This window comes from Ruegeria arenilitoris (assembly GCF_013035425.1).
In the GTDB taxonomy this organism is placed as follows: Bacteria; Pseudomonadota; Alphaproteobacteria; order Rhodobacterales; family Rhodobacteraceae; genus Ruegeria; species Ruegeria arenilitoris_A.
The window spans coordinates 189,748-213,004 of sequence record NZ_WQHX01000002.1; the positions used below are offsets into that span (position 1 = coordinate 189,748).

17 protein-coding genes and 1 riboswitch are annotated in these 23,257 nt (G+C 52.5%); of the genes, 5 read left to right on the forward strand and 12 right to left on the reverse strand.

The features are described 5' to 3' along the window. Window positions 1-30: 30 nt before the first annotated feature. From folP to GOV45_RS06565, 7 genes are all read right to left on the reverse strand, one after another. Window positions 31-1,029 (reverse strand): dihydropteroate synthase, encoded by a 999-nt coding sequence (gene folP, locus GOV45_RS06535; protein WP_170475728.1) that lies wholly within the window; start codon window positions 1,027-1,029, stop codon window positions 31-33. Beyond that, window positions 1,026-1,946, reverse strand: a complete 921-nt coding sequence (locus GOV45_RS06540; protein ID WP_170475730.1) for a dihydroneopterin aldolase — start codon at window positions 1,944-1,946, stop codon at window positions 1,026-1,028. The genes folP and GOV45_RS06540 overlap by 4 nt, the downstream gene beginning before the upstream one ends. Window positions 1,947-2,045: 99 nt before the next feature. Continuing rightward, a complete protein-coding gene (locus GOV45_RS06545; RefSeq protein WP_170475732.1) occupies window positions 2,046-3,422 on the reverse strand; it encodes a multicopper oxidase family protein in 1,377 nt (458 codons plus the stop codon). Between the two features lie 74 nt (window positions 3,423-3,496). Next, entirely contained in the window at window positions 3,497-4,138 is a 642-nt protein-coding gene (locus GOV45_RS06550) for a cell wall hydrolase (RefSeq protein WP_170475734.1), read from the reverse strand. Between the two features lie 187 nt (window positions 4,139-4,325). After that, window positions 4,326-6,887 (reverse strand): putative PEP-binding protein, encoded by a 2,562-nt coding sequence (locus tag GOV45_RS06555; protein WP_170475736.1) that lies wholly within the window; start codon window positions 6,885-6,887, stop codon window positions 4,326-4,328. A 67-nt stretch (window positions 6,888-6,954) separates the two neighbouring features. Next, window positions 6,955-9,174, reverse strand: a complete 2,220-nt coding sequence (glyS, locus tag GOV45_RS06560; RefSeq protein WP_170475738.1) for a glycine--tRNA ligase subunit beta — start codon at window positions 9,172-9,174, stop codon at window positions 6,955-6,957. Window positions 9,175-9,460: 286 nt separating this feature from the next. Next, window positions 9,461-9,985, reverse strand: coding sequence for a DUF6446 family protein (locus tag GOV45_RS06565; RefSeq protein ID WP_170475740.1), 525 nt, complete (start codon window positions 9,983-9,985; stop codon window positions 9,461-9,463). Between the two features lie 91 nt (window positions 9,986-10,076). Between GOV45_RS06565 and GOV45_RS06570 the strand changes: the two genes are divergently transcribed. Next, window positions 10,077-10,709: a MarC family protein gene (locus tag GOV45_RS06570; RefSeq protein ID WP_170475742.1), complete on the forward strand. Its 633-nt coding sequence runs from the start codon at window positions 10,077-10,079 to the stop codon at window positions 10,707-10,709. An 8-nt stretch (window positions 10,710-10,717) separates the two neighbouring features. Here the strand turns inward: GOV45_RS06570 and GOV45_RS06575 are convergent, their stop codons facing one another. Continuing rightward, entirely contained in the window at window positions 10,718-11,647 is a 930-nt protein-coding gene (locus tag GOV45_RS06575) for a glycine--tRNA ligase subunit alpha (protein WP_170475744.1), read from the reverse strand. Between the two features lie 205 nt (window positions 11,648-11,852). Here GOV45_RS06575 and GOV45_RS06580 point away from each other — a divergent pair, with 205 nt between their 5' ends. Then, window positions 11,853-13,583 (forward strand): serine protease, encoded by a 1,731-nt coding sequence (locus GOV45_RS06580; protein WP_170475746.1) that lies wholly within the window; start codon window positions 11,853-11,855, stop codon window positions 13,581-13,583. A gap of 53 nt (window positions 13,584-13,636) precedes the next feature. On the opposite strand, the gene GOV45_RS06585 is transcribed toward GOV45_RS06580, so the two are convergent. Both GOV45_RS06585 and GOV45_RS06590 read right to left on the reverse strand, forming a co-directional pair. After that, window positions 13,637-15,211, reverse strand: coding sequence for a thiamine pyrophosphate-binding protein (locus GOV45_RS06585; protein ID WP_170475748.1), 1,575 nt, complete (start codon window positions 15,209-15,211; stop codon window positions 13,637-13,639). Further along, window positions 15,211-16,659 (reverse strand): TrkH family potassium uptake protein, encoded by a 1,449-nt coding sequence (locus tag GOV45_RS06590; protein ID WP_170475750.1) that lies wholly within the window; start codon window positions 16,657-16,659, stop codon window positions 15,211-15,213. The genes GOV45_RS06585 and GOV45_RS06590 overlap by 1 nt, the downstream gene beginning before the upstream one ends. Window positions 16,660-16,778: 119 nt before the next feature. Here GOV45_RS06590 and GOV45_RS06595 point away from each other — a divergent pair, with 119 nt between their 5' ends. After that, window positions 16,779-17,483: a hypothetical protein gene (locus GOV45_RS06595; RefSeq protein ID WP_170475752.1), complete on the forward strand. Its 705-nt coding sequence runs from the start codon at window positions 16,779-16,781 to the stop codon at window positions 17,481-17,483. A 266-nt stretch (window positions 17,484-17,749) separates the two neighbouring features. On the opposite strand, the gene folE2 is transcribed toward GOV45_RS06595, so the two are convergent. Both folE2 and metZ read right to left on the reverse strand, forming a co-directional pair. Then, window positions 17,750-18,853, reverse strand: a complete 1,104-nt coding sequence (folE2, locus tag GOV45_RS06600; RefSeq protein ID WP_170475754.1) for a GTP cyclohydrolase FolE2 — start codon at window positions 18,851-18,853, stop codon at window positions 17,750-17,752. A 186-nt stretch (window positions 18,854-19,039) separates the two neighbouring features. Continuing rightward, entirely contained in the window at window positions 19,040-20,230 is a 1,191-nt protein-coding gene (gene metZ / locus GOV45_RS06605; RefSeq protein ID WP_170475756.1) for an O-succinylhomoserine sulfhydrylase, read from the reverse strand. Between the two features lie 63 nt (window positions 20,231-20,293). After that, window positions 20,294-20,371: riboswitch (SAM riboswitch) on the reverse strand. A 248-nt stretch (window positions 20,372-20,619) separates the two neighbouring features. Here metZ and GOV45_RS06610 point away from each other — a divergent pair. Beyond that, window positions 20,620-21,438 carry an alpha/beta hydrolase gene (locus GOV45_RS06610; RefSeq protein WP_254447931.1) on the forward strand — a complete coding sequence of 273 codons (819 nt, stop codon included), beginning with the start codon at window positions 20,620-20,622 and terminating at the stop codon, window positions 21,436-21,438. Window positions 21,439-22,182: 744 nt separating this feature from the next. Then, complete coding sequence (locus tag GOV45_RS06615; protein WP_170475760.1) at window positions 22,183-23,163, forward strand: asparaginase; 981 nt, start codon at window positions 22,183-22,185, stop codon at window positions 23,161-23,163. The last annotated feature ends 94 nt before the right edge of the window (window positions 23,164-23,257 follow it).

The window sequence follows — 23,257 nt, forward strand, 5'->3', positions numbered from 1 at the left end:
AAATCTCCTGACTTTCTTTTTTTGCCCAGATTATCGGACCGCTGCCCACAGACGCAAGGCCTGAGAGGTCTCTGCCACATCGTGGACACGCACTATCTGCACGCCCTGTGAAAGTGCCGAAAGTGCTACGGCTATAGATCCGGATGTCCGAGCATTCTTGCGTGGCTCCTGCCCGATCTGCCCTATGAATCCCTTGCGAGACGCGCCCAAAAGGATAGGGCAACCCAGACTGTGAAATAGACTTAGATTTTTTATCAAGATCAGATTGTGCTCAACAGTCTTGCCAAATCCTATGCCCGGATCGACGATTACAAGATCACGCGATAATCCTGCGGCAGTCAGCTTTGCAACCTGCCCTTCCAAAAAGTCAAAAACATCCAGCAATACATTGTTATATTGTGGATTTTTTTGCATCGACCCTGGATCTCCCTGCATATGCATGACGCAGACCGGAACGTTTTTCTCTGCGCAAAACGGCGCAAGTTTCGGATCAAATGTGAAGCCCGAGACATCATTAATCAAGTTAGCTCCGGCCTCGAGCGCAGCCCGAGCTACCTTTCTCTTTCGAGTGTCGATCGAAATCGCCGCATCCGTTTCCGCCCTTAACGCCTGGATCAAGGGCTGCGTCCTTGCGATTTCCTCGTCTTCGGGAACCAAGTCGGCTCCGGGTCGCGTGGATTCCCCGCCGATATCCAAAATGCTGGCGCCATGGGCAAGCATGTCACGAGCTGCCGAAAGTGCCGCCCCAACCGAGGTGTACAAGCCTCCGTCAGAGAAACTGTCCGGAGTGGCGTTCAGGATGCCCATTATTTGCGGTTCAGACATGTCCAATCCCATTACGATCTGCCGCGGATCAGAAATTCGCCGGAACACATCCTCCGGAATCTCTTGCACAGTGACAATTTGGGCTGGAGCGCAACGCGTCAAACGTTCTGCATGTGTAAACCACTTGCTCTGGCCGGCCAGAGGTGCTGAACCTTCCGGCCGAATGGGACCGTGCTGCACCAAAGGTCTGTAGTATTCTGTCACAGCTCGACTTGCTCTAGGGGAATTGCGCGTAGCGGTGCTTTTGGAGCTTCAGGAAGCTCTCCACCGATCACTAGCATCTCGCTGGCTTCAAACGTCGCTGCAAACCAAGCAGCGAGCGCCACAGCATCTGAGGGTGCAGCCGACGGACCATCAACAGCATCCAGAACAATTTTGGATGGCGCCCAAACGCAGATTTGTCCGTTTTTCATCGCCCAATCCAATTCCGTACGCGTCGATACCACAACGCAGCGGTGGTCCCGCGCCGCCAGTACCCACGCATTCTGTTCGATAGCCAACAGATCGATCCGGCGCTGCGTCATTGCATGGCCAGTATCAGGGACGGGTAAATGGGAAGCGCCGACGCACAATATGAGGGGACGTTGGCGGTTTTCCAACTGGTCGATCCAACCTGTCAGATTGTCCGAGTTGATTGCTGCATTAGACAGAAAAACCAATCGCGGATGAGGGCGTTCTTCCTCTGCAACATCTTGATGGAGCGCGTCTTTACCGCGAACAATCTCGACACCCAATGCGCCGGGGCCTCGATCTAATTTTTCTATTCTTACAAAAGCTCTTACCGCCTGAGGTTCAAGCAAAATACGTTCGGCAACACGATCGGCCAGCGTTTCCAGAAGGTTCAACCTTTCCGCTGCCAGTTCAAATGCAATAGCTTCGGTCACCCGGTCATAAGACAATATCCGATCAACATCATCATCAATTGAGTCCGTAACCGGACGGACTTCAACAACAATGTTGAAGCAGATGCGCTGGGTCGTGCCCCGCTCGGACTGAAAGGCACCTATCTCGACGTCCACGATATGATCGCGTAATGAAATACGATCCAGTGGCCCAAGCGCCGCTGTTGCTTCGGACCGTTCAGACGGGTGTGCAAAAGCAAGACGGATTTCAGAACTCATTGGTCAGGCCCTTTGCCATCATGTACTTGTCGCCCAGTCTAGGCGCTCTGGCGGCCTATTCCACTACGACAAACGCCATTCTACCCGCTGAATGCGGCGTCAAGCTACGCGAAACCAGCTCATCATTCCTGAGGCCGCGTGACCCAACATGTGGCAATGCAGCAGCCAATCGCCGGGGTTGTCCGCCATTAGAACAATTTGCTGGGTCTGGCCCCGATCAACCAGTACGGTATCGCGCCACGGCCCAAGGCTGCCATCCCCGTCGACCAACCTGAAGTGGTGTCCATGCAAATGCATCGCATGGGGGAAAGCGGTCTCATTTACAAACTCAATACGGTGGATGCTGTCCACTGAAGTTTTCAAAAACGGCTCAGCAGGGCGCTCAGCCTCTCCATTCAAAGCCCAAAAACGCCCGAGTTGAGCCAATTCTCGGCCCGTTAACTCTGTTTCACCGATCCGTGCGTTTTCTAACCAGCGCATTGCTCCGCCCTGAAGAACCATCCTGTGCAAAGGGGCGCTTTGAAAAGACGACACGTCTGGCAACCGATTGGGCGGCAGAGGGTTCGGCGCGGGCCTGACGGTTGCAGAGATTTCACCGCTCACTGCAAACTTTGCCAATCCGAAAGCACCATCCCGTTCCACGCTCACAAGGCTGGCTGTTTCTTCTGATACAGCATCAACGTCGACCAACAGGTCGGCGCGCTGCGCAGGAGCAAGAGGAAAAGATTCGGAAATTGGAACCGGATTTTCCAGCGGCATTCCATCAAGCGCCACGATCCATCCATTCAAACCCTGAATTCCAACGTCAAATATCCGGGCGTTGGCAGCGTTAATCAGACGCAACCTTAAGCGTTCATTGCGTTTGACTGGAATTGTAGGATCAAAGGACCCATTGACCGAGATGAGGTTCCCGATCCGACCTGCATGGCTGAGATCGTGCCCATTTTGGAAATCATCAGCGATCTGTGCTGTTTCGGGATCAATCCGCCAATCATCCAGCATCAGAACCAAGTCCTGATCTACATCAGGAGCATCAGCCTCTTGCACGATCAGCGGACCATACAGCCCCCTCGCCACCTGTTCAACCGACCGATTATGCGCGTGATACCAATAAGTTCCGGCATCTGGCACCACAAAGTCATATTCAAAGCTTCCCCCCGCAGGGATTGCTTCTTGTGTGACGCCGGGCACTCCATCCATTGCATTGTCGATGCGAATTCCGTGCCAGTGGACAGAAGTCGGAACGGACAATTGGTTGTCCACCATACGTTGAACACGCGCACCCTGCTCGACCCGAATTGGTGTGCCGGGAACCGAGCCTCCAAAGCTCCAGACCCTTGTCTTGTCGAAACCTTCAGGTGCCAGTTGCTGAATGGTTTCGCTTGCGACCATCACATGATTTGAAGCGCGCGCTGCCATTGGCAGCACAGTCAGAGCCGCAGCCGATTTCAAGATTTGTCTTCTGTTAAACAGCATTATGGGCCTCCCCGGCCCATAATATAGTCTGAACATTGTATTACCGCACCAAGCTTCCAGCGCAGGAGCGACAATCAGTTGCTCGCAGTGCGGTAGTTGTGGCGATAAAAGATGTGCACGCCAATCCGTGCCGTCTCTTTGTAAACCCGCGACCACGACGGTCGAACCGATTTAGTATGGTAGTGAGTGGCGCCAGACGTCATCTCTTCTGCAACGCCATCGATTGCAGCGCGTGCCACCTTGGCGACGCGTTCGTACGCTCTCTTTTCGTGGAAAACTTCTTTCTTACCGTCGCAAGTATAGGTGAACTGGCACTGGTATTTGCGCCCTGTACCCTGATTAATCACTCCGCAAAGCGAGTTCGGAAATCGCGTACTGTCCACACGGTTCAGGATCACTTCGGCTACGGCAAACTGACCACGGATGCTTTCCCCCCGTGCCTCGAAATACAAAGCCTCGGCCAAACAACGAAAATGTTCGTCGCCTGATGCCTTCGGCTGCTGATCCAACCAAGCCTTTGTGTAAGAAATTTCAACCGGTTTTGGCGCTTTTCTTGGCTTAAAAATTTTCAAATAATCGCGAAAACTTTCAGACGGCAATTCGTTCCGGGAAACTAGTTCTCTCTTCGTCGTTTCAACACTCTGCCTATCGGCAGACGACATAATCGGCAGCACGGTTGCCACCATTGCGGCAGCAACCACTATGTAACGTCTCATCAGATAACCTCGCACAGGCACTTAACGCGCCATACCCTCCCCCGGCGGGCGCGACGAGGCTGATACCTTACCCAGCGGCAAAGGTCCAGTTTTTTGAAAATCACAAGAGGAATCTCGCCCGGGCCGCCAAATTAATCTGGCCACCACCCTATCTCGCAACCACTATTTCTAGGGGTTTTAATCTATGTCAACCCCCAAGTTTGGAGGAAATTGCCAGTTGAGCGGCAGACAGCCGAGCGACGGGCACGCGGAATGGAGAGCACGACACGTAATCAAACCCAAGGTCACGGCAAATAGCGATTGATTCGGGGTTGCCGCCGTGTTCCCCGCACACCGAAAGCGTTATCTCGGGCTGCGCTTCGCGTCCGCGCTCAGCCCCTAATTTTAACAACTCTCCTACCCCCTCGGCGTCCAGAACATGAAATGGATCTTCGTTGAAGACGCCAAGTTTAACGTATGCCGACATAAACCGTCCTGCGTCGTCGCGCGACAATCCGTAGGTCATTTGCGTAAGGTCATTGGTTCCAAAACTGAGAAAAGCGGAGTGCGCTGCAATTTCACCTGCCCGCATACATGCGCGTGGCGTTTCGACCATTACACCCAGTCGATAATCGATCTCTTGCCTTTGCTCCGACGAGACTTCGGCCGCGACAGCGTCAATTCGGGCCTTGACCAGTTCTACTTCTCGCTTGGCGGAAACCAGCGGGATCATCACTTCGGGAACAACTGGCGCTCCATCCTTGCTGGCCTCTAGAGTAGCTTCAAATATCGCCCGAGCCTGCATGTCATAGATCTCCGGCACAGTAACGCCTAAGCGAACACCGCGCAGCCCTAGCATCGGGTTGTATTCGCTCATCGCATCCACGCGCCGCTCCACATCCGAAACCGGCAAATCCAATGCCTCGGCCAACTCGCGTTGACCGCTACGCGTCGTAGGAAGAAACTCATGTAACGGCGGATCAAATAAACGGATGCAGACTGGCTGCCCTTCCATTATCCGGAACAGTTGAACAAAATCCTGCCGTTGCATTGGCAGCAAACGTTCAAGCACGGCAGCGCGGCCAGACGATGTCTGAGCAAAGATCATTTCGCGCATAACGGTCAGTCGACCAGGATCGAAGAACATGTGTTCTGTTCGGCACAACCCAATGCCTTGAGCCTCAAAATTTCGCGCGGTCTGAGCGTCAGCGGGGGTATCGGCATTTGCTCGGATCGCAATATCGCGTTCTGCATCAGCCCATGACATAAGCGTCTGGAAACAATCATCTAACGCCGCCTCAAGCATAGCAGGCTGCCCAGCCAAAACCTGTCCGGATGTCCCGTCAATCGTGAGAATATCGCCGGTTTTGAAAACTCTCCCGTCGGGCGCAGTCAGAGTTTTCAACTTAGTTTGAAAACGCATTCCTGAGGCTCCCACTATACAGGGAAGGCCCAGGCCGCGACCAATAACAGCGGCATGGCTCGTCATGCCGCCCTTTTCTGTCAGAACAGCAACGGAGGCATGCATGCCTCTGACGTCTTCAGGGGACGTCTCACGTCGCACCAGAATGCAGGGTTCGCCCCTTGCTGCACTAGCCTGGGCTTCGGCGGCAGTAAAAACCAAACTCCCAGTTGCAGCCCCCGGGCTTGCAGCAATACCAGTTGTCAGCACATCCCTCCGAGCGTCAGGATGAACTTGACGGTGGAGCAATTCGTTCAATGAATGCGGATCGATACGCATTACCGCTTCTTGCCTTGGGATAACACCGTCTTCGGCAAGACGAACTGCTATGCGCATTGCAGCACGCGAGCCACGCTGCACACGAACACCATCAAGAATATGAACATGGCCGTTTTCAATGACGAATTCGACCTGCATCTCTTCTCGAAGCTTCTCACGCATCAGTGCAGCGTGCGCCTTGAGTTCTGCGAAGGCTTTTGGCGCAAGATCTTCAAGTGACTGGCCGCGCGGATCCTTTTCAAGATATAAGGCGGACACCCCTTCACCCAGCGCATCGCGCCCTTGGCTCTGGCTCAGATACCGTCCGGTGATCTGCTGCAAACCGGTTGCAGGATCAACCAGTTGCAAAACACCCGATCCGCATTCACCCTGCCCAACACCAGGGATCATTTCCTGGATAACCAATCCCAATCCTGCATCGGCAGGAGCCCCTTTAGCTTGACGAAGAAGGCGAGCAGACGTCCCATCCCATGCACGAGCCATGGATCTGAGCACTGCGATCAGCTGCTCGCCGCGGTCTTGTGGGAAAGCTTCGTCCGTTTCGTCTTCGTAAGCGCGAAGGCTCAGACTCAACCCTTCGCGACCGTCTGCATCAATATCATCAAAGACATCCGGGTCGAGTCTGGCGACGTGCGTCGCGTAGCTTTGCACAAACCGCAAAAACAACACCGCAGCGGCATCGGCACCCATATCAGCAGACAAATCCAAATAACTTGCGTCATTCATGCCGATGTTGAGAACAGCACCGGGACCGCCCCAATCAGGGTCCTCCGAGCTGGGGCGAACGCACAGCAAAGCCGATGTGTCGAACTGATCTAAAATTGCGGCGATATCCGGCATCTGGCCCTTTGCGATCTTTTGCACCGCATCAAAGGACAAAGCCACCGTGCGAGGCACCGGCAGGTTCAACCGAACAAGTCGTTGCAAACACTTAGCGCGCCCACCATGAGTGCTCGCAGCCACCGGGGCGTCGGTCGTTATCAGTGTTGTATGCGGATTATTCTGCACTGCAGCACCTCGTGGTTCCACCGCAGCATAAGCACCTGCGCCCGTCGTGCAAGGAAGTTCTGGTCTACAAGACCTTGTGGTCCGGTCATTATCCTTCGATCCGGGTCAGATCGGCGACCGATGAACAGACCTGGCGGATTTGATTAAGCAGGTTCAGACGATTGCGGCGCAAGATGTCATTGTCGGTGTTAACCTGAACATCCTCAAAAAACGCGTCGACCGGTGCCCGCAAAGACGCCATTGCCGACATTGCCGCTGGGAAGTCCTCTGATTTCAATGCCTGGTCGATATTCGTTTTTGTGGTGTCCAAAGCATCGAACAACGCTTTTTCGCTGTCCGTTTCTGCAAACTTAATTTCCGCACCATAGGAATATTCGACCCCATCCTTTTCTTCGGCCTGGGCCAGGATGTTATTGGCGCGTTTGAAACCCTGAACAAGGTTTTCGCCGTCCTCTGTCTCAATCACAGCGTTCAAAGCGCGCGCACGTTTGACCAGTAGGGTCAAATCGTCGTTGCCATCCATGGCGATGCAGGCGTCGATGATGTCGTGCCTGATACCTTCTTCACGCAGAAAAACCTTGAGCCGGTCATGGAAGAAATCAAGGAGGTCATCCGAAGAGTCGGGTACTTTCTTTTCAAGCTTGAGGAAATCGGAGTTGGGAATTTCGCCGATCTTCTCTTTTACGGCCTGAAATGCCGCGCCAAAAACGCCGTGGTCTGCGATTTCGTCCAACAAATGCTCAACATTCTCGCGCGGTAAAGCGTTATTTGCTGCGCTTTCAGCCCTCACCAACTGGCTGTCAAAAAAACGATCCAGCGGGAGGCGCAAATCATTGCTGAGTACCAAACGAATAACGCCAAGTGCCGCGCGACGAAGGGCAAACGGGTCTTTTGAACCAGTCGGTTTCTCGTCAATCGCCCAAAAACCTGCCAGCGTGTCCAGCTTGTCTGCCAGCGCTACAGTCACCGACAAAGCCGAGGTTGGCACATCATCGGACGGTCCAAGCGGCGAGTAATGCTCTTGCGCGACAGCAGCTACAGAGGCGTCTTCCCCCGCTGCTTTGATGTAGTAGCGCCCCATAAGTCCTTGAAGTTCGGGAAACTCGTACACCATCTCCGAGCTCAAGTCAGCCTTAGCCAAGCGCGCAGCTTTTTCGGATAAATTGGCATCCACCCCTGTTGTGGGTGCCAATTCGCGGGCAAGAGAAGCGATGCGCTGAATCCGCTGGGCCTGTGTTCCAAGTTTGTTGTGGAAAGTCACATTCTCAAGCGCACGCGTCCAGTGGGTAATGTCCGATTCAGCAACTCGTAGGTCATTATCCCAAAAGAACTTCGCGTCCGCCAAACGAGCCGACAACACCTTTTGGTTTCCGGCCAATATTGTGGCCCCATTGTCCGCCGTTTCACGATTGGCAACCGTTATGAAACGCTCGATTCTTTCAGTCCTTGGGTTTCGAACCGAAAAGAACTTTTGATGCTCTTTCATGGATGTCTGCAAAACTTCCGGAGGAAGATCGAGGAATTCGGCATCGATCTGACCCATCAAAACAACGGGCCATTCCACCAGTCCGGCAACTTCAGCAAGAAGACCCTTATCCTCGACCACGTCCAATCCGGCCGCAAAAGCTAGGTTCTGCGCATCATTCCAGATATGTTCAGCACGTTCTTCGGGCGCAAGCATTACGTAGGATCGCTTTAGTTTCTCCGCGTAATCCTCGAAAGAGTTTACGGAAAAACGACCAGGGGCCATGAACCGGTGGCCTTCTGTCGTATCTCCTGCCGGGATACCCTCGACCATCATTGGAACAACCTGTGCGCCGCTTTCATCCGACAGAATACAAAGAATTGAGTGCAAAGGACGAACCCAACGCAATCCGCCGTTGCCCCATCGCATCGATTTCGGCCAGGGAAAATTGCGTATCGTTGCCTCTAAAACCTCGGCTACGATTTCGGCGGCTGGACGCCCTGTTTTTTCGATCACAGCAAAATACACCGCGCCTTTGGGTGTATCGCGTTCCTCCAATTGATCCCGGGTTAAACCTGCCCCGCGTAGAAACCCTTCTATCGCTTTATCCGGGGCGCCAACTTTCGGACCTTTACGTTCTTCGCGGATTGTTGGGCTCTCAGCCAAAACCCCTTCGACCGCCAGAGCCAGACGGCGAGGTGTGGTAAGTGCGACTGCTGATGAATACGTCAATCCTGCTTCGACCAAACCGCTGGTAATCCGCTTTTTCAAGTCTTCGCCAGCGCGGGCCTGCATGCGCGCGGGAATTTCCTCGGAAAACAGTTCAATCAGCAGGTCAGGCATTTTCAGTCCTTAGAAATTGACGATCGTCAGGATGACTATGTTAATTGTGATATCCACAATGAAGGCGGATACAAGGCCGGGCACTATAAAGGCAATAGGTGATAGGCCACATAGCCCGAAGACAAGTTTCATATTTTCGATCAACTGCTTTTTGGAAGACCAATGGCATCCAAATTATTAGCTTGAGGTTGAGTTTGCGACACCGTCCAGAAATGATGTACTTGGCACCAGTGTCAAACTCGACGAAAAACTGAAAATCTAAAAGATCTCTTGGTAAAACATACCATCAATCATTTGCTCGCGGCGGGCATTCCTCGCCGACTACAGTGCCATCGTACGCCTTTTCCCCGCAATTGTTCAGGGAGTGCCAAGCAAACCCCTTACCTTCATTAGTCACTGCCACGATTCGATCCACACCGAAATGGACGTTTTTAATCCCCATAAATGCTTGTGCTTCCCCGGATTTCAACGCATCAGCCAAAGCCAGAGCATCGTAGCATTCGAACCATCCCGGCGCCGTTAGCGGCTCGGCCTTCGGTACGACAATATAATCGTCCTGCATATTGTACGGCCTCAGCTCAGTTTCAAAGCAAGCACGGTAACGAATAGGAGAACTGTCCGCATCTATCGCCTCAAAATCGGTATACGGGATAGGCGAAGGAGCGTCCGCGCCACTTTCCAGTAGGACAACATCCTGCCCGGGCTCAGCCTCTACATCATAGTAAAACCCGTAAATCTGAAGGTAATACATGCCCACTCCAGCCACTACCGCCGAAATCAAAAGAAGAATGGCAAGCAGTTTTCCAGTCATCGTAAAAACCTCCTGCTCACGATGCCTCTTTCCAGAATGCTGAAAATAGGACAGGTTTCGTTCCAGAACAGGGCCACACGAGATTATAGGAATGGATACAACCCTTGCCGTCGGATTTTTCGGCGCGCTGTTTGCGATTATGAACCCGGTCACCAATTTGCCTGTGTATCTTAGCGTGACCGATGGCCTGCAACCGGCCGAGCAACGGAAAGTCGCTATAAAAACTATTACCTATTGCCTTGTCCTTGGCGGAACATTTGCCGCCATCGGTAATCAGGCGCTCGGCCTGTTCGGGATCAGTGTGGATGATCTGCGTGTCGCAGGGGGATTGGTCGTCCTTATGATTGGCCTGAATATGCTGAATGGAACCCAGAGTACCTCGCACCACGGAACAGAAGGTGAAAGGCAATCCTACCCTGAGCCGGAAACCGTGGCTTTCTATCCGCTGGCCTTTCCTATTTTGGTTGGGCCGGGAACGATTACAACCTTGATCCTGTACGCACATCACATCAAAAATGCGACAGATATTATTGTTTATGCAAGCGTTTTCCTGATTGTTCTTCTTTTGCTTTTTGTGACGTTCTGGAACGCGTCGACGCTTGCCAAACATCTTTCGGTACATGCCCGGGTGATAATGAGCCGTTTCATGGGGATGATCCTGTCGGCTATTGCCATTGGAATGATCGCCGCGGGTCTCAAAGTATTGTTGCCTGGATTGGCTTGACTGGCGCATTAGACGGCGTGCCCGGCGGCCTCTGTCATGACAAAAGCATCTGCGCATTGTTTGGCCAATGCACGTACTCGGCCAATATACGCCTGCCGTTCCGTCACCGAGATGACACCGCGCGCGTCCAGCAGGTTGAAGATGTGGCTGGCCTTGATGCATTGATCATAGGCGGGATGCGCCATGATAATGCGCTTTCCAGTCTTGGGGTCTTTATGCTCCTGCGCCAAAATGGCCGCACATTCGGCCTCGGCCTCTTCAAATTGGCGCAACAGAACATCGGTGTTAGCCACGTCGAAGTTCCAGCGGGCATATTCTTCTTCTGTTTGCTTGAAAATTTCGCCGTAAGTCAACGGGCTAGGCGACTGCGGGTCGTTAAAAGGCATATCCATCACGTGGTCTATACCAAGCACATACATCGCAAGCCTTTCGAGTCCATAAGTCAATTCGCCCGAGACGGGTGCGCAGTCGTGGCCTCCAACTTGCTGGAAATAAGTGAATTGGCTGACTTCCATACCGTCACACCATACCTCCCAGCCAAGGCCCCAGGCGCCCAGAGTGGGACTTTCCCAATCATCTTCGACAAAACGGATGTCGTGCAATTCCATATCAATACCAATCGCCTGCAATGAGCCAAGGTAAAGATCCTGCAGGTCCGGAGGGCTGGGTTTAATCAAAACTTGGTACTGATAGTAGTGCTGCAGACGGTTTGGGTTCTCGCCGTAACGCCCGTCGGTCGGGCGTCTGGAGGGTTGAACATACGCAGCCGCCCATGCCTTTGAACCCAATGCACGCAAGGTAGTCGCGGGGTGGAATGTCCCCGCCCCAACTTCCATGTCGTAAGGTTGCAAAATAGCACAGCCTTTGGACGCCCAATAGGTCTGCAGCCGCAGAATTATTTCTTGAAATGAACGTGGTGCGCTGGACGGTTCAGTCATGGACTTCCTTTTTTGACGCCTACGCGCCTAGTTCAGGTATGTTTCGCCTTTCCTATGCAAGGGGTAAAGGGGCGTCAACGGTCCAATAACCTCAGGATGTCACTGTGCCGCCACATTGAAATTTCCCCTCAATAGAGGCATGGCGTTTACCATTGGGAATCGCATAGTCTGGCGTCCAAATCAAAGGCAGCAAAACGGGCAGAAGATGACACGAATAGTTTCGGCAATATTTTTGGTTTTGCTTTTTGGACTGCGGGCAGCAAATGCCCAGCAGGATTTGGGTGTTTGGGTGCAAGTGGAGGCACAGCCATCCTTGCGCGACGCGCAGGAAAGGGCTCAAGTCTACTCCCGCTCTTTGCCTGACGTGAACGGATTTCGCCTCAATAGTGGCTGGTATGCTATTGTGATTGGGCCGTATTTACGATCTGACGCCGAGCAAGTTTTAAGTGTCTACCGAGCGGAAGGTCAAATTCCCGCAGACAGCTACATCGCAGTTTCGAATTCGTTTGCTCAGCAGTTTTGGCCAATTGGCGCAAACGTACTGAACCGTGGAACTGTTGCAACGCCCGTTGAGCCAAGTGAACAAATACAGGAAAACGCAACGCTTCAGCCTTCACAGGAGACCAGATCGCAAGCCCTTAGAGGAGAGCGTCTTCTGACTGAACAAGAACGCAAAGACCTGCAGATGGCGCTACAAGCGTCCGGTTTTTACAACGCCACCATCGATGGTGCGTTTGGAGCTGGCACGCGGCGTTCTATGCAAGAATGGCAAAGTTTCAATGGTTACGAACCTACGGGCGTTCTGACCACCCTTCAACGAAAGGCTCTAATGGATGCATACAACGCGCCGTTGGATAGCGTCGGAATGGGCAAATACACGGACGCGCGCGCAGGAATCGAGCTGGACCTACCTCTGAACGTTATGGCGTTCGACCGATACCAGGCACCCTTTGTCCATTTCAAACCGGCCTCGGATCTTAATGCCAAGGCAATGTTAATAAGCCAGAAAGGTACCCCAGCCACCCTCAGGGCCTTGTATGACGTAATGCAGTCTCTTGAGATCGTGCCACTTGGTGGACCTCGCGAGTTGCGCGGCAACAGCTTTTCGATCGAAGGACGCGGAAAAGGAATAGTCTCTTATACCCAGGCGACGTTGGAAAACGGCAATATCAAGGGTTTTACGCTGATTTGGCCCGAAGGCGATGACGCCAGACGCGTGCGGGTTTTAGCCGCAATTCAAAACAGCTTTAACGTCACCAACGCTGTTCTGGATGACGGTGCAGGTGCGGAAGCAGAACAAAGTATTGACCTGGTTTCAGGCCTGCGAATCCGCAAGCCCCGCCTTTCTAGATCAGGTTTTTTTGCTGACCCTAATGGTTCGATCTTGACCGTGTCTGAGGTCGCGGCCGGTTGCGCACGTATAACTCTGGAGGGTGATCAAAACGTTCAAGTCGCTTGGTCCGACACCGACTTGGGCGTCGCAGTCCTGCGACCAACACAAACACTGGCCCCTATCAGCGTCGCCGAACTCAACCCGTCCAAGCCTCGTATTCAATCGAACGTGGCAGTTTCCGGTTTCTCGTATGAGGGCGCATTGGGTGCACCAACGCTGACTTTTGGACAAATTGCCGACATACGAGGCCTGGACGGAGAAGAAGGCGTCAAGCGTCTGGACCTTTCAGCACTTCCGGGCGACGCCGGGGGACCCGTATTCGACGATAGTGGAAATGTTGTCGGAATGCTTATGCCGTCTCCATCCAGCGATCGAACACTGCCACAGAGTGTTAGTTTGGCGGCCAACGTTGAACGCCTCACGGAAGTTCTTGCAAAGGCCGGTGTCGCAGGACAGCCCGGTCAAAACACCGGGCAAATATCACCTGGAGAGCTTAGCCGCCGCGCAAACGGCATGACCGTTTTGATCCACTGCTGGGATTGAAGCCAAATCGTAAAGTGGCGCTGCCCAATGGCGGCGCCTGAACTAATCACCCGCTAAAGAATATCCGTTTTAACACGGATCAATGTTGGAACAGGAGCATCGAACGCATCGCGTACAGCCGCCTGCATATTCCGCAAGCTTTCAGGTTCAGCAGACCGAGCCCCAAACGCCTCTGCAAGCTTGCAGAAATCTGGATTACGCGCGACCACAGCATTGGGCGCAATCTGCCCCCGAACCATACTATCTTCGATTTCTTTCAATTTGCCGTTGTCCCAAACGATAATCGGTAACGACAGACCCAGCTCGACGGCGGTTCCCAGTTCCTGCAAAGTATATTGAAATCCGTAATCTCCCGCGATTACAGCGGTTGGTTTACCGCTTCTGGCGACTGCCCCGCCTATGCCCGCTGGCAAAGCATAACCCAAAGTGCCAAAACCAGTGGGATGATGCCAGTGGTATGGATAAGCCATGTCCCATACCTCTTTGGCAACATAAGCAAACTGGGTCATGTCGGAATAGATCATTGTGTCTGCCGGTATTGCAGCACGCAACGCATCCACCACCGGGACAATGCCCGGTCGTTCAGCATCAACTTCTGTACGCCAACGGGTACGCACTTCTGCAACTTCACGGGACGTCCAGCCAGTTGCGGGTTTGACCTGCTCTGCAACTGCCCACAAAGCCTGCGCGAAACTCTCGCCATCCGCCTGAAGCTTGACTGATGCCCGATGTCGATCGGCAAGCACCTCAGGATCCAGATCGATCCGGACAAGATGGGCAGAGTTTCCCAAGTGGGTTCTCCACAGGTCCACTTCCGCCAATTCCGCACCTACAGCAACAACAAGATCTGCTGAAGCGATAATTTCGGCGCTACCAGGCCGAGGCAGCGTCGCCCCAAAATCCAACGCATAGCCCGAGCCGGCCATTCCGCGTCCGGCATAAGTGGTGAAGCATGCAGCACCCAATTGCGTGAGAATTTGCCGCCAAAGGTTCGAACGCGCTCCGCCGCCCAGAATGAACAAAGGCCGCCGCGAGATATTCAACAGCGACAGAACTGGTGCGATATCAGGCGGCAGAGCCTTTGTATGCAATCCCGGCTGGTTGGGAAACGGCGGTGGGTCGGCCTCGGCTTCAAGCCGGGCAATCGGGACCTGAATGTGTTTTGGCCGGGGACGAGAAAGTTCGAATTCCTCAAAAGCCCTCTCAATTAAGCCATAGGCAGCTTTTGCGTCATTCGCCTGACAGGACCAATCTGCGACCGTTTCTGCCGCACCGCGTTGATCCTTCATTTGGTGCAGTTGCCCGCGTTGCAATTGCGTTTCGTCAAGGCAGGACGAGATCACCAGCATCGGAACCGAGTCGCTGTATGCTTGACCAATTGGTGTCATGATATTGCATAAACCCGGACCAGTAATGACATAAGCCACGCCGGGGTTTCCAGTCGCGCGTGCATAGCCATCAGCCATAAAGCCTGCCCCCTGCTCATGACGGGCCAGTACGTGCTTGATCCCGGCTTCTTCAATCCCTCGGTACATTTCCTGATTGTGGACACCGGGAATACCAAAGATGACGTCTACGCCACGGTCTTTCAGTGCGTGCGAGATTTGCGCGCCCAGGGGTCTTTTCATTATCTTCTCCAGAACTGGACGGTAAAGATTGCGTAGACGGCCAGCAACTCCAGACGTCCAACCAACATACCAATGGTCAGCAGCCACTTGGCCGTGTCGTTTAAACCAGCAAAGTTCCCAGCTGGACCTATCTGGTCGCCCAGCCCGGGACCAACATTTGCCAACGCAGTTGCAGCGCCCGACACCGAAGTAATGAAATCCAGCCCCGTCAACGCGAGGGCCCAAGACAGAACTCCCAGCGAAAGAACGAAAAACATGAAAAAGCTCATGACAGATGTCAGAACATCCCGGCTGATCGGACGCCCGTCATAAGTAGGCATGAAAACACCATGCGGTGTCCTGATCCGGTTGATTTGGGTTTTGATCGACGCGATCAACAACTGGTAGCGGAATATCTTGATCGAACAGGCGGTTGAACCGGCGCAGCCTCCGATTAGCCCGATGAGAAAAAACAACATAACAGGAAAACTACCCCACCCCATGTAGTCGACACTGGCATAGCCCGTCCCTGAAATGATCGACGTTATATTGAACAGGGACTCACGTAGCGCTTGTTCCCAATGATGCGGAAACACCGATGTCAGAAATACCGTCATGATAAGAACGAGTGCGGAAACGGTCACCAAGAACCCTCGAACCTGACTATCCTCAAACAGCGACGTCGTATGACCATTTGCCAGTTGCACATAGCGCACAAATGGCAACGCTGCGAGGATCATAAAGATCGCCGCCGCGTATTCCGTTGCCCCTGAAAACACTGCAAAGGAGCTGTCATAATTCGAAAACCCGCCAGTGGCGATCGTCGTCATTGCGTGTACCGTTGCGTCGAAAAAATTCATCCCGAGTCCGGCATATACCAAGGCACACACCACCGTCAGTGACACGTATATCATGGATATCTGGCCTGCGATCTCTTGCGCACGCGGTAGGATTTTCCCCATTGTTTCAAAACCTTCCGACCGGAAGATCTGCATTCCACCCACACGCAGTTCGGGCAAGAAAACCATTGCTACAACGATGATACCGATACCGCCCAACCACTGAAGAAGACCACGCCATAACAACAAACCTCTTGGCATATTTTCCAGCCCCGAGATCACGGTTGAACCGGTTGTGGTCAAACCAGACATCGCCTCAAAATAGGCGTCAACGAAACGAAACTCTGTTTCACCAAACAGAAACGGTATGGCACCAAAAACTGGCAGCGCGACCCAAACGCCTGTGGTCAACAGAAACGTTTGTCGAATGGTCAACCCTTCGCCTACGCCATTTGAGCAACTTACTGCGAGAATGACACCCGTCAGCATAGTGATGACTGCGCTTTCAAAGAAAACGTGCCATTCCCCTCGACCCTCGATCAGGTCCGCAAGCATAGGCAACAGCATGGTCGCCCCTAGAATGGCGACCAGCAGGCCAATCACATATCCGACCGGGCGAAAGTCCATCATCACGCGCAGGGTTGGCGCGCCTACCCGACGGTGTCAAGCGGGTGATATCGGATTAGTCGTCCGATTTTGCCGTTTTTGCTGGCATTGCAGGTGGTTTGGAAGGAGCCCGCGTCCTCCGCATGGCGGTTTTATGCGCCTCTTCAGATTTGGATGACTCAACAGATTTTGGCGTCGATGGCATGGAAACTGATGCCGTGGTCGCTTGCTTAGTGGTCGTGAACACAGGTTTTGAGGCCGCAGGCACTCGCTTAGCAGTGGCTGGTTTTGCCGATGCGGATTTGTCTCCTGAAACTGCTTTGACCGTCGGAGAGACCGCCTTTGTCTTTGGTTTGTTAGCCGCCTGCGCAGGTTTGGGCGGGACAGTCTCAATTTTGGCAACCGACGATCGTTTGGTCGCTGTCGCCGCTTTGGTCTTGTTCGCAGATGGAGCAGCCTTTGGTGTTTCCTTCACTGCAGATTTTCTATTGCTCAACTCAGCTTTTGGTTTGGGACTAGCTGCTAACTTCGGTTTAGAAGCCATTGTTTGTTTCACTTGTTTTGATGGGTTTACCTTAGCTCTGACAGTTGCAGGCTTCGGTTTGGAAGTAGCTTTTTGTGGTATCGGTTTTGGTTTTACCGACCCAGAAGTCGACGAAGCAGCATGCAACGCATGCACAGGCGCCATAGGCAGATCAAAAGCGGAACGCGCCATAATCTGCATGATCTTCAAGTGGCTTACCATTGCATATCCCGCGACCCGGAACGCGGCAGCCTGGAACTCAAGCGGTTGGGAAATAGGATTCATTGCGAGTCTCTCCTGTGAAAAAGGTGAAGCGAGCAATTAGAGAAAAGACTTCTGCTGCCCTGATTGATCGGGCTGATACGCAGAGTCGCGGTCCAAGGCCATTCACGTACCGGTTTCCTCTAAGGCTGCACCTCAGAATTTCGTCGTGAGTCTTTTCACTCGGACTATTTGCAACGGCGCAGCAACTGCTTTCGTGGTTTCTTTTACGCCAATGTCGCAGCATACGCAGCAATTCTTGCTGCACTGCGGCAAAAAAACGCCAAATGCGGAAATTACAACCAGATCACAAAAGGTTCTGCGTAGATGTTAACCAACGTGAAAGAAAGTCATGAACAAGCGAGGGTCCACACTGACCGATTCGAAGGTTGGACCTTCAGTCAGAATCGATATCGCGTCGTGGCTATGAAGGCTTTCTTGGTGACTTGCGATAACACGAAAATCTCCGACGTGGTGGTCAGCCTGCAATTCGGCACAGAACAGCCTTACCGCATCCTCAACGAAAATTGGATTGGCAGCATTCAATTCTGCGAATGCCTGTTCGTCTTCTCGCTTGACCATTACTTGCGTTTCTGTCGGCACGGCGCGGCGGCACAAGGCAATCAAATCTTCGAACCATAAGCAATCTGCGTCGCAATCAACTACAACTGAAATTCGCGCGACAGATCGTTGAGAATGTGGAGTGGCCAATTGACCACGTGTCGACCGCGCATGTTCGCTCAGTTCCAGCGAACACGGGCACGTCGATGAGTACACATAGTCGAGGTGCATGATCTTTAGGCGTTGGCCGCCCGTTTCAATCAATTCCAGGGCGATATCATAATACTGATAACCCATTAGGCCTGACCGTAGGCTTGCCACTTGGTCAGGATAGGAAAACCGCATCTGAATTCGAGCGTCCATACTGTCCAAATCGGTCATGTAATCATTGAGCGCTGCTTCCATTACTTCAAAGCTGAAGGTCCGCTCTGCGTGCTTATAAAAAGAACGCATGATACGGGACATGTTTATTCCCTTTTTTTCAGCTTCAAGGCTGACTGACCCTGTGACAGATGTCTCGAGCGTTAGATCATCCCCATGTTTTCGGTGAAATCGAATCGGTAGGCGGAAATTCGAAATTCCAACGTGCTGGATTTGCTGCTTTGCACCGCGGATCAGGCTTGATGGCCCGTTCTGCAAGTCAGGCAAAGAAGCCTTGTAAACTTCATCTATGTTGAACTCTTCCGGGTAATTTCTTGAGAGATCTGGGTAATTTAGCGGAGAAAGCCCCGGGATCAGACGTGAAACAGCAGGGTCCAGCTGACTGATTTCGGTGTCCGACGCTTTAACTGCCCACTTGCGCAACACTTTTAGCGCAGCTTCCGCTTCGTCACGGTCAGGTGTCTCGTCAAGTTCACGGGGATGCACGTTCATAGGCAGGGTATCCTTGTCTCGCCGCTGGAATATAAGCGGTTTCAGTTCTTATGCCAGTCCACTTCGATACGCATAAGCCACCTAATCGGATCGGAAAAACTTGCGTTAGATCGACTATTATTTTCAACGGTACCCTACCATTTTTGCGACCCGCCGAACAGCCAGGGCCATTTAGCGGATCCAATCTTATTTTTGGGACACGTCGAGTGCACGCTCAATATCTGCAATTAAATCAGCCGAATCTTCCAAGCCAACCGAAAACCTAATAAGCCCGGGTGTGATACCCAGTTCGTCTTTTTGAGCTTCGCTCAGACGTTGATGCGTTGTGGTTGCTGGATGGGTCGCTATCGATTTCGCATCACCCAGGTTGTTCGAAATGACTGGGATTGCAAGGGTATTTAAAAACGCAAACGCTGCCCCTTTGCCGCCTTTGATATCCATCGATAGAACTGTCCCACCCTTGCCTCCAAGCTGAGACTGAACCAAAGCGTTCTGAGCATGGCTTTTCAATCCCGGGTACATCATTTGCTCTAGGGCCGGATGGTTTTCGAATGTCTCGGCAATGGCCATCGCAGTCTCGGCCTGTGCATTCACTCGCAAAGCAATCGTTTCTAAGCCCTTCAGCATGACCCACGCATTGAATGGACTAAGCGCCCCACCTGTATGTTTGAGATATGGCTCAACGGTGCCCCGAATAAACTCTTCCGATCCAATGATCACGCCACCCAGAGCACGGCCCTGCCCATCGATGTGCTTGGTCGCAGAATACACAACTACGTCAGCGCCCTGTTCAATTGCGCGGGAAAACACCGGGGTCGAAAACACATTGTCCACAATAACCTGCGCACCGACCGCATGAGCCAGCTTTGAAACTGCTTCTATATCAATGATTTCCAGCGTGGGGTTCGACATTGATTCAAAGAAAACAGCCTTGGTGTTTTGGCGAATGGCTGATTTCCACTGCTCCAAATCCGTACCGTCGACGAAAGTCACTTCTACACCGTACCGGGTCAGAATATTTTCCAGAATGTATAGACAAGAGCCGAACAAGGCCCTAGCCGAAACAACGTGATCACCTGCTTTCAACATTGAAACAAGCGCCCCATTCACCGCCGCCATCCCCGAGGCCGTAGCAAATGCATCCTCGGCGCCCTCCAAAGCGGCGATGCGTTTTTCGAACATTGAAACCGTAGGGTTGCCATACCGCGCGTATATGAACTCATCAGGGCCGCACTCCAAAAAGCGGGCTTCGGCCTGTTCGGCCGTTTCATAGACAAATCCTTGGGTCAGAAAGATCGCTTCGCTGACCTCATTATATTGGCTGCGCCTAGTTCCGCCATGGACGGCTTGCGTGCGTTTGTTCCAGCTTTGGCTCATGTCATTCCTTTCAGCCTCTATTCGTGAGGCAAACAAAAAACCCCAGACGCGGCCAAGCGAAAGGGGTCTTTCATCCTGACCTTTTAGCGGCGTTGTTTAACGTGGCCCGCAATCCGGTAACAAATCGCCACGTAGTCCCTTGTTGCCCATACGCCTCAGCACAGTTGTCGTCAAGCTTTCGCGCGGTTTCGTCACGGTTCTGTAACCGTGCCTTCATCTAAACGTCATGGTGTTGTGAAAAACGAGCACCACAACATCTTGTGTGAGGCACGACAATGCCAGTTATCAGGATCAATGCCGTAAATGGCCAAGCCCAGTTGCACTGCAGCCCGAGATCGACAACCAGCGTATTACGGCAGCTGCGCAATATTCCCGGGCCTGTCATCATCATGACCCACGGTTTCAAGTATCAACCTTACAATCGCAAAACCTGCCCACACCGCCACATTCTTTCTCTGCAGCCACGGATGCAGGGCGATAGCTGTCCCAGTTGGCCACAACAGCTTGGGTTCGGTGCGGGGTTCGAAAATGAAGGATTGGCTCTTGCTTTTGGCTGGGATGCCAGCGGACCACTTTGGAAAACACGTAGCCGTGCATTAGCAGCAGGGCGTGTTCTTGCTAAAGTCATCAACGAATTGCACCATTGCCACCACGACAGACCGATTCATTTTATTGGTCATTCAATGGGCGTGGAACTCGCGCTCGAAGCTTTGCATCACATCCAACCCGGAGCAATACGTCGAATAATCTCCATGACAGGCGCGGCATATCGGTCTCGCACCTTACGGGCCTTGCTCACTCCAGCCGGTCATCAAGCAGAGTTGATAAACATCACTAGTAGGGAAAACGACCTGTTCGATTTTCTATACGAACGAATTATTCAACCTCCTACCCTCGGCGACCGGAGTATTGGTTCGGGGATACAGGCGAAAAACGCCGTGACCCTGCAGATCGATTGCCCAGCCACCCTTGATCATTTGTCCAATCTTGCTTTTCCTGTCGCGGCCCCACAGCGCCGAATCTGCCATTGGTCCAGCTACACACGGCCCGGTTTGTTGCGCTTATACAATGCACTACTACGCAATCCTGAACGAATAAGTCTGGGAGACTTGCGTGACGGTCTGCCGTCGTATCATCAAAGACGTTGGTCCCGGCTTTTTGCGCTGCCTCGACCGCAAAAGCTCCTGCCGTTTGCACAGAAAGCCTGATGATCTCAGTATTTGGGGAAATGGCGTGATCGACCTGTACTTCTGGGTCACGCCGAAAGATTGGAAAACATCCTTCGCACTGGAAGAAATGGAATTTCTTTATCAAATCCATCTGATCAATACCGGCAAAGGTGAACTAACCGACCCAAAACTCCAAATGTCATCCCAATCAATTGGATACCTAAAATTGTCTATCCCGACGGTCAGGATGGTACTACGATCTCGGCCTTTAAGAGCGGCGCGACTTTAATGTACCTGGCCTGCAAGTGCGGTCGGCCTTTTAGCGAAACACAGCATGAGAAAGTTGTATTCGAGCAGTAATAACGCGGCAGTCGGGTAGTAACTGCCTAATGATCGCCCGAGTGTACCGTTTCTAGAAATATGCCCCTCAACTCGATATGCCACGGCATTTGCCATACACCAAACTTCGCGACAGGGCAGAAGTCACGGGGTTATACGGCCCGCTTTACCGTCGATTGGCTCAAAATGAGGTCGTCGTTGGTGGCATGTTCTTTATTGCTGATTTGTCGTTCTGGAGCCGGGCAAGCCTGCGGGGAGGAAAGCAACTAGTTCCACAATACATGCCAAAGTTCGTGCCAATCAAAGGAGCAAACAGGCGCGAGAGATCTTGTTTTAGCGGTGGCGAAAACTAACGATTTCAAATTTCTTCAACCACCTTAATAGAATTGTCATTCTTTCGATGTTGGCAATTCTGGATTATCAACCTAGTGAGAGCATTTCTCTATGTTACCAAAGGTTCACGTTATCGGAACAGGCGGAACAATTTCGTCTGTTGGCGCGACAACAATCGACTACTTGAATTACCCTTTGTCTGGGAAGCGCGTTAACAGCAAAGAATTGCTATCGTTAATCGTGGATGAGAAAACTGATTTCAAACTAACGTTCAGTGACTTTGACCCTGTTTCCAGTACAGAAATTGGTCCACCGTTTTGGGGCAGGTTGCTGGCAGAAATTTCCGGTGTTCAAAACCAGACCGACGGCATCGTAATAACCCACGGGACTGGGACTTTAGAAGAGACGGCGTTCGCTATTGATCTTTTCTCGAGCGCGGACGTTCCCATTGTTTTTACCGGGGCGCAGCGTCCGAACGGAACGCTTTCGTCCGATGTCGCATACAATTTCTGGAGCGCCCTGAAAGTCGCCTCCATCATAGACGCTCGTGGCCGCGGCGTTCTTGTCGTCATCGACGGCGGCATCCATACAGCTGCTGACGTCACTAAGATTAGTAATTTTGGATTGAATGCGTTTCAGTCTGAACCTGCGGGGGAGGTCGGTAGGGTCGAAGGGGCGTCGTTAGTCTTTCGTAGAACTTCTCCGCCAAGACATCCAGCACTGGAATGGAGAAGCGGCGCAGAATGGCCTCGCGTTGAAATCGTCATGTCATATGCTGGGGCTGACGGAGCGCAGATACGTGCAGCGCTTGCTAATGGTGCGGCAGGAATCGTTGTTGCCGGGCTCGCTCCCGGATACGCAACACCAGAACAAAGAAGAGAACTGAACCAAGCCAGGGAAGCAGGTATCCCGATCGTTATGTCGTCGAGGGCCACCATTGGCCCTACTGCTGCACTATCGCAAAATGCGGTTGCTGGATTGATTGGTTCACGTTGTCTCAATCCCGCAAAATCACGTGTGCTTTTGGCTGCTTGCATTATGAATGAGTTCAACCTTTCTGAAATTGACATGTTTTTCTCAAAATATGCCTGAGTGCGCTAGGCGATAGAACGATGGACCACGACCCCTTGGTCGCGTTTAAATAGGCAAACAGACGCAAGTAGTTTCGTTGAATTGGTGGCATCTC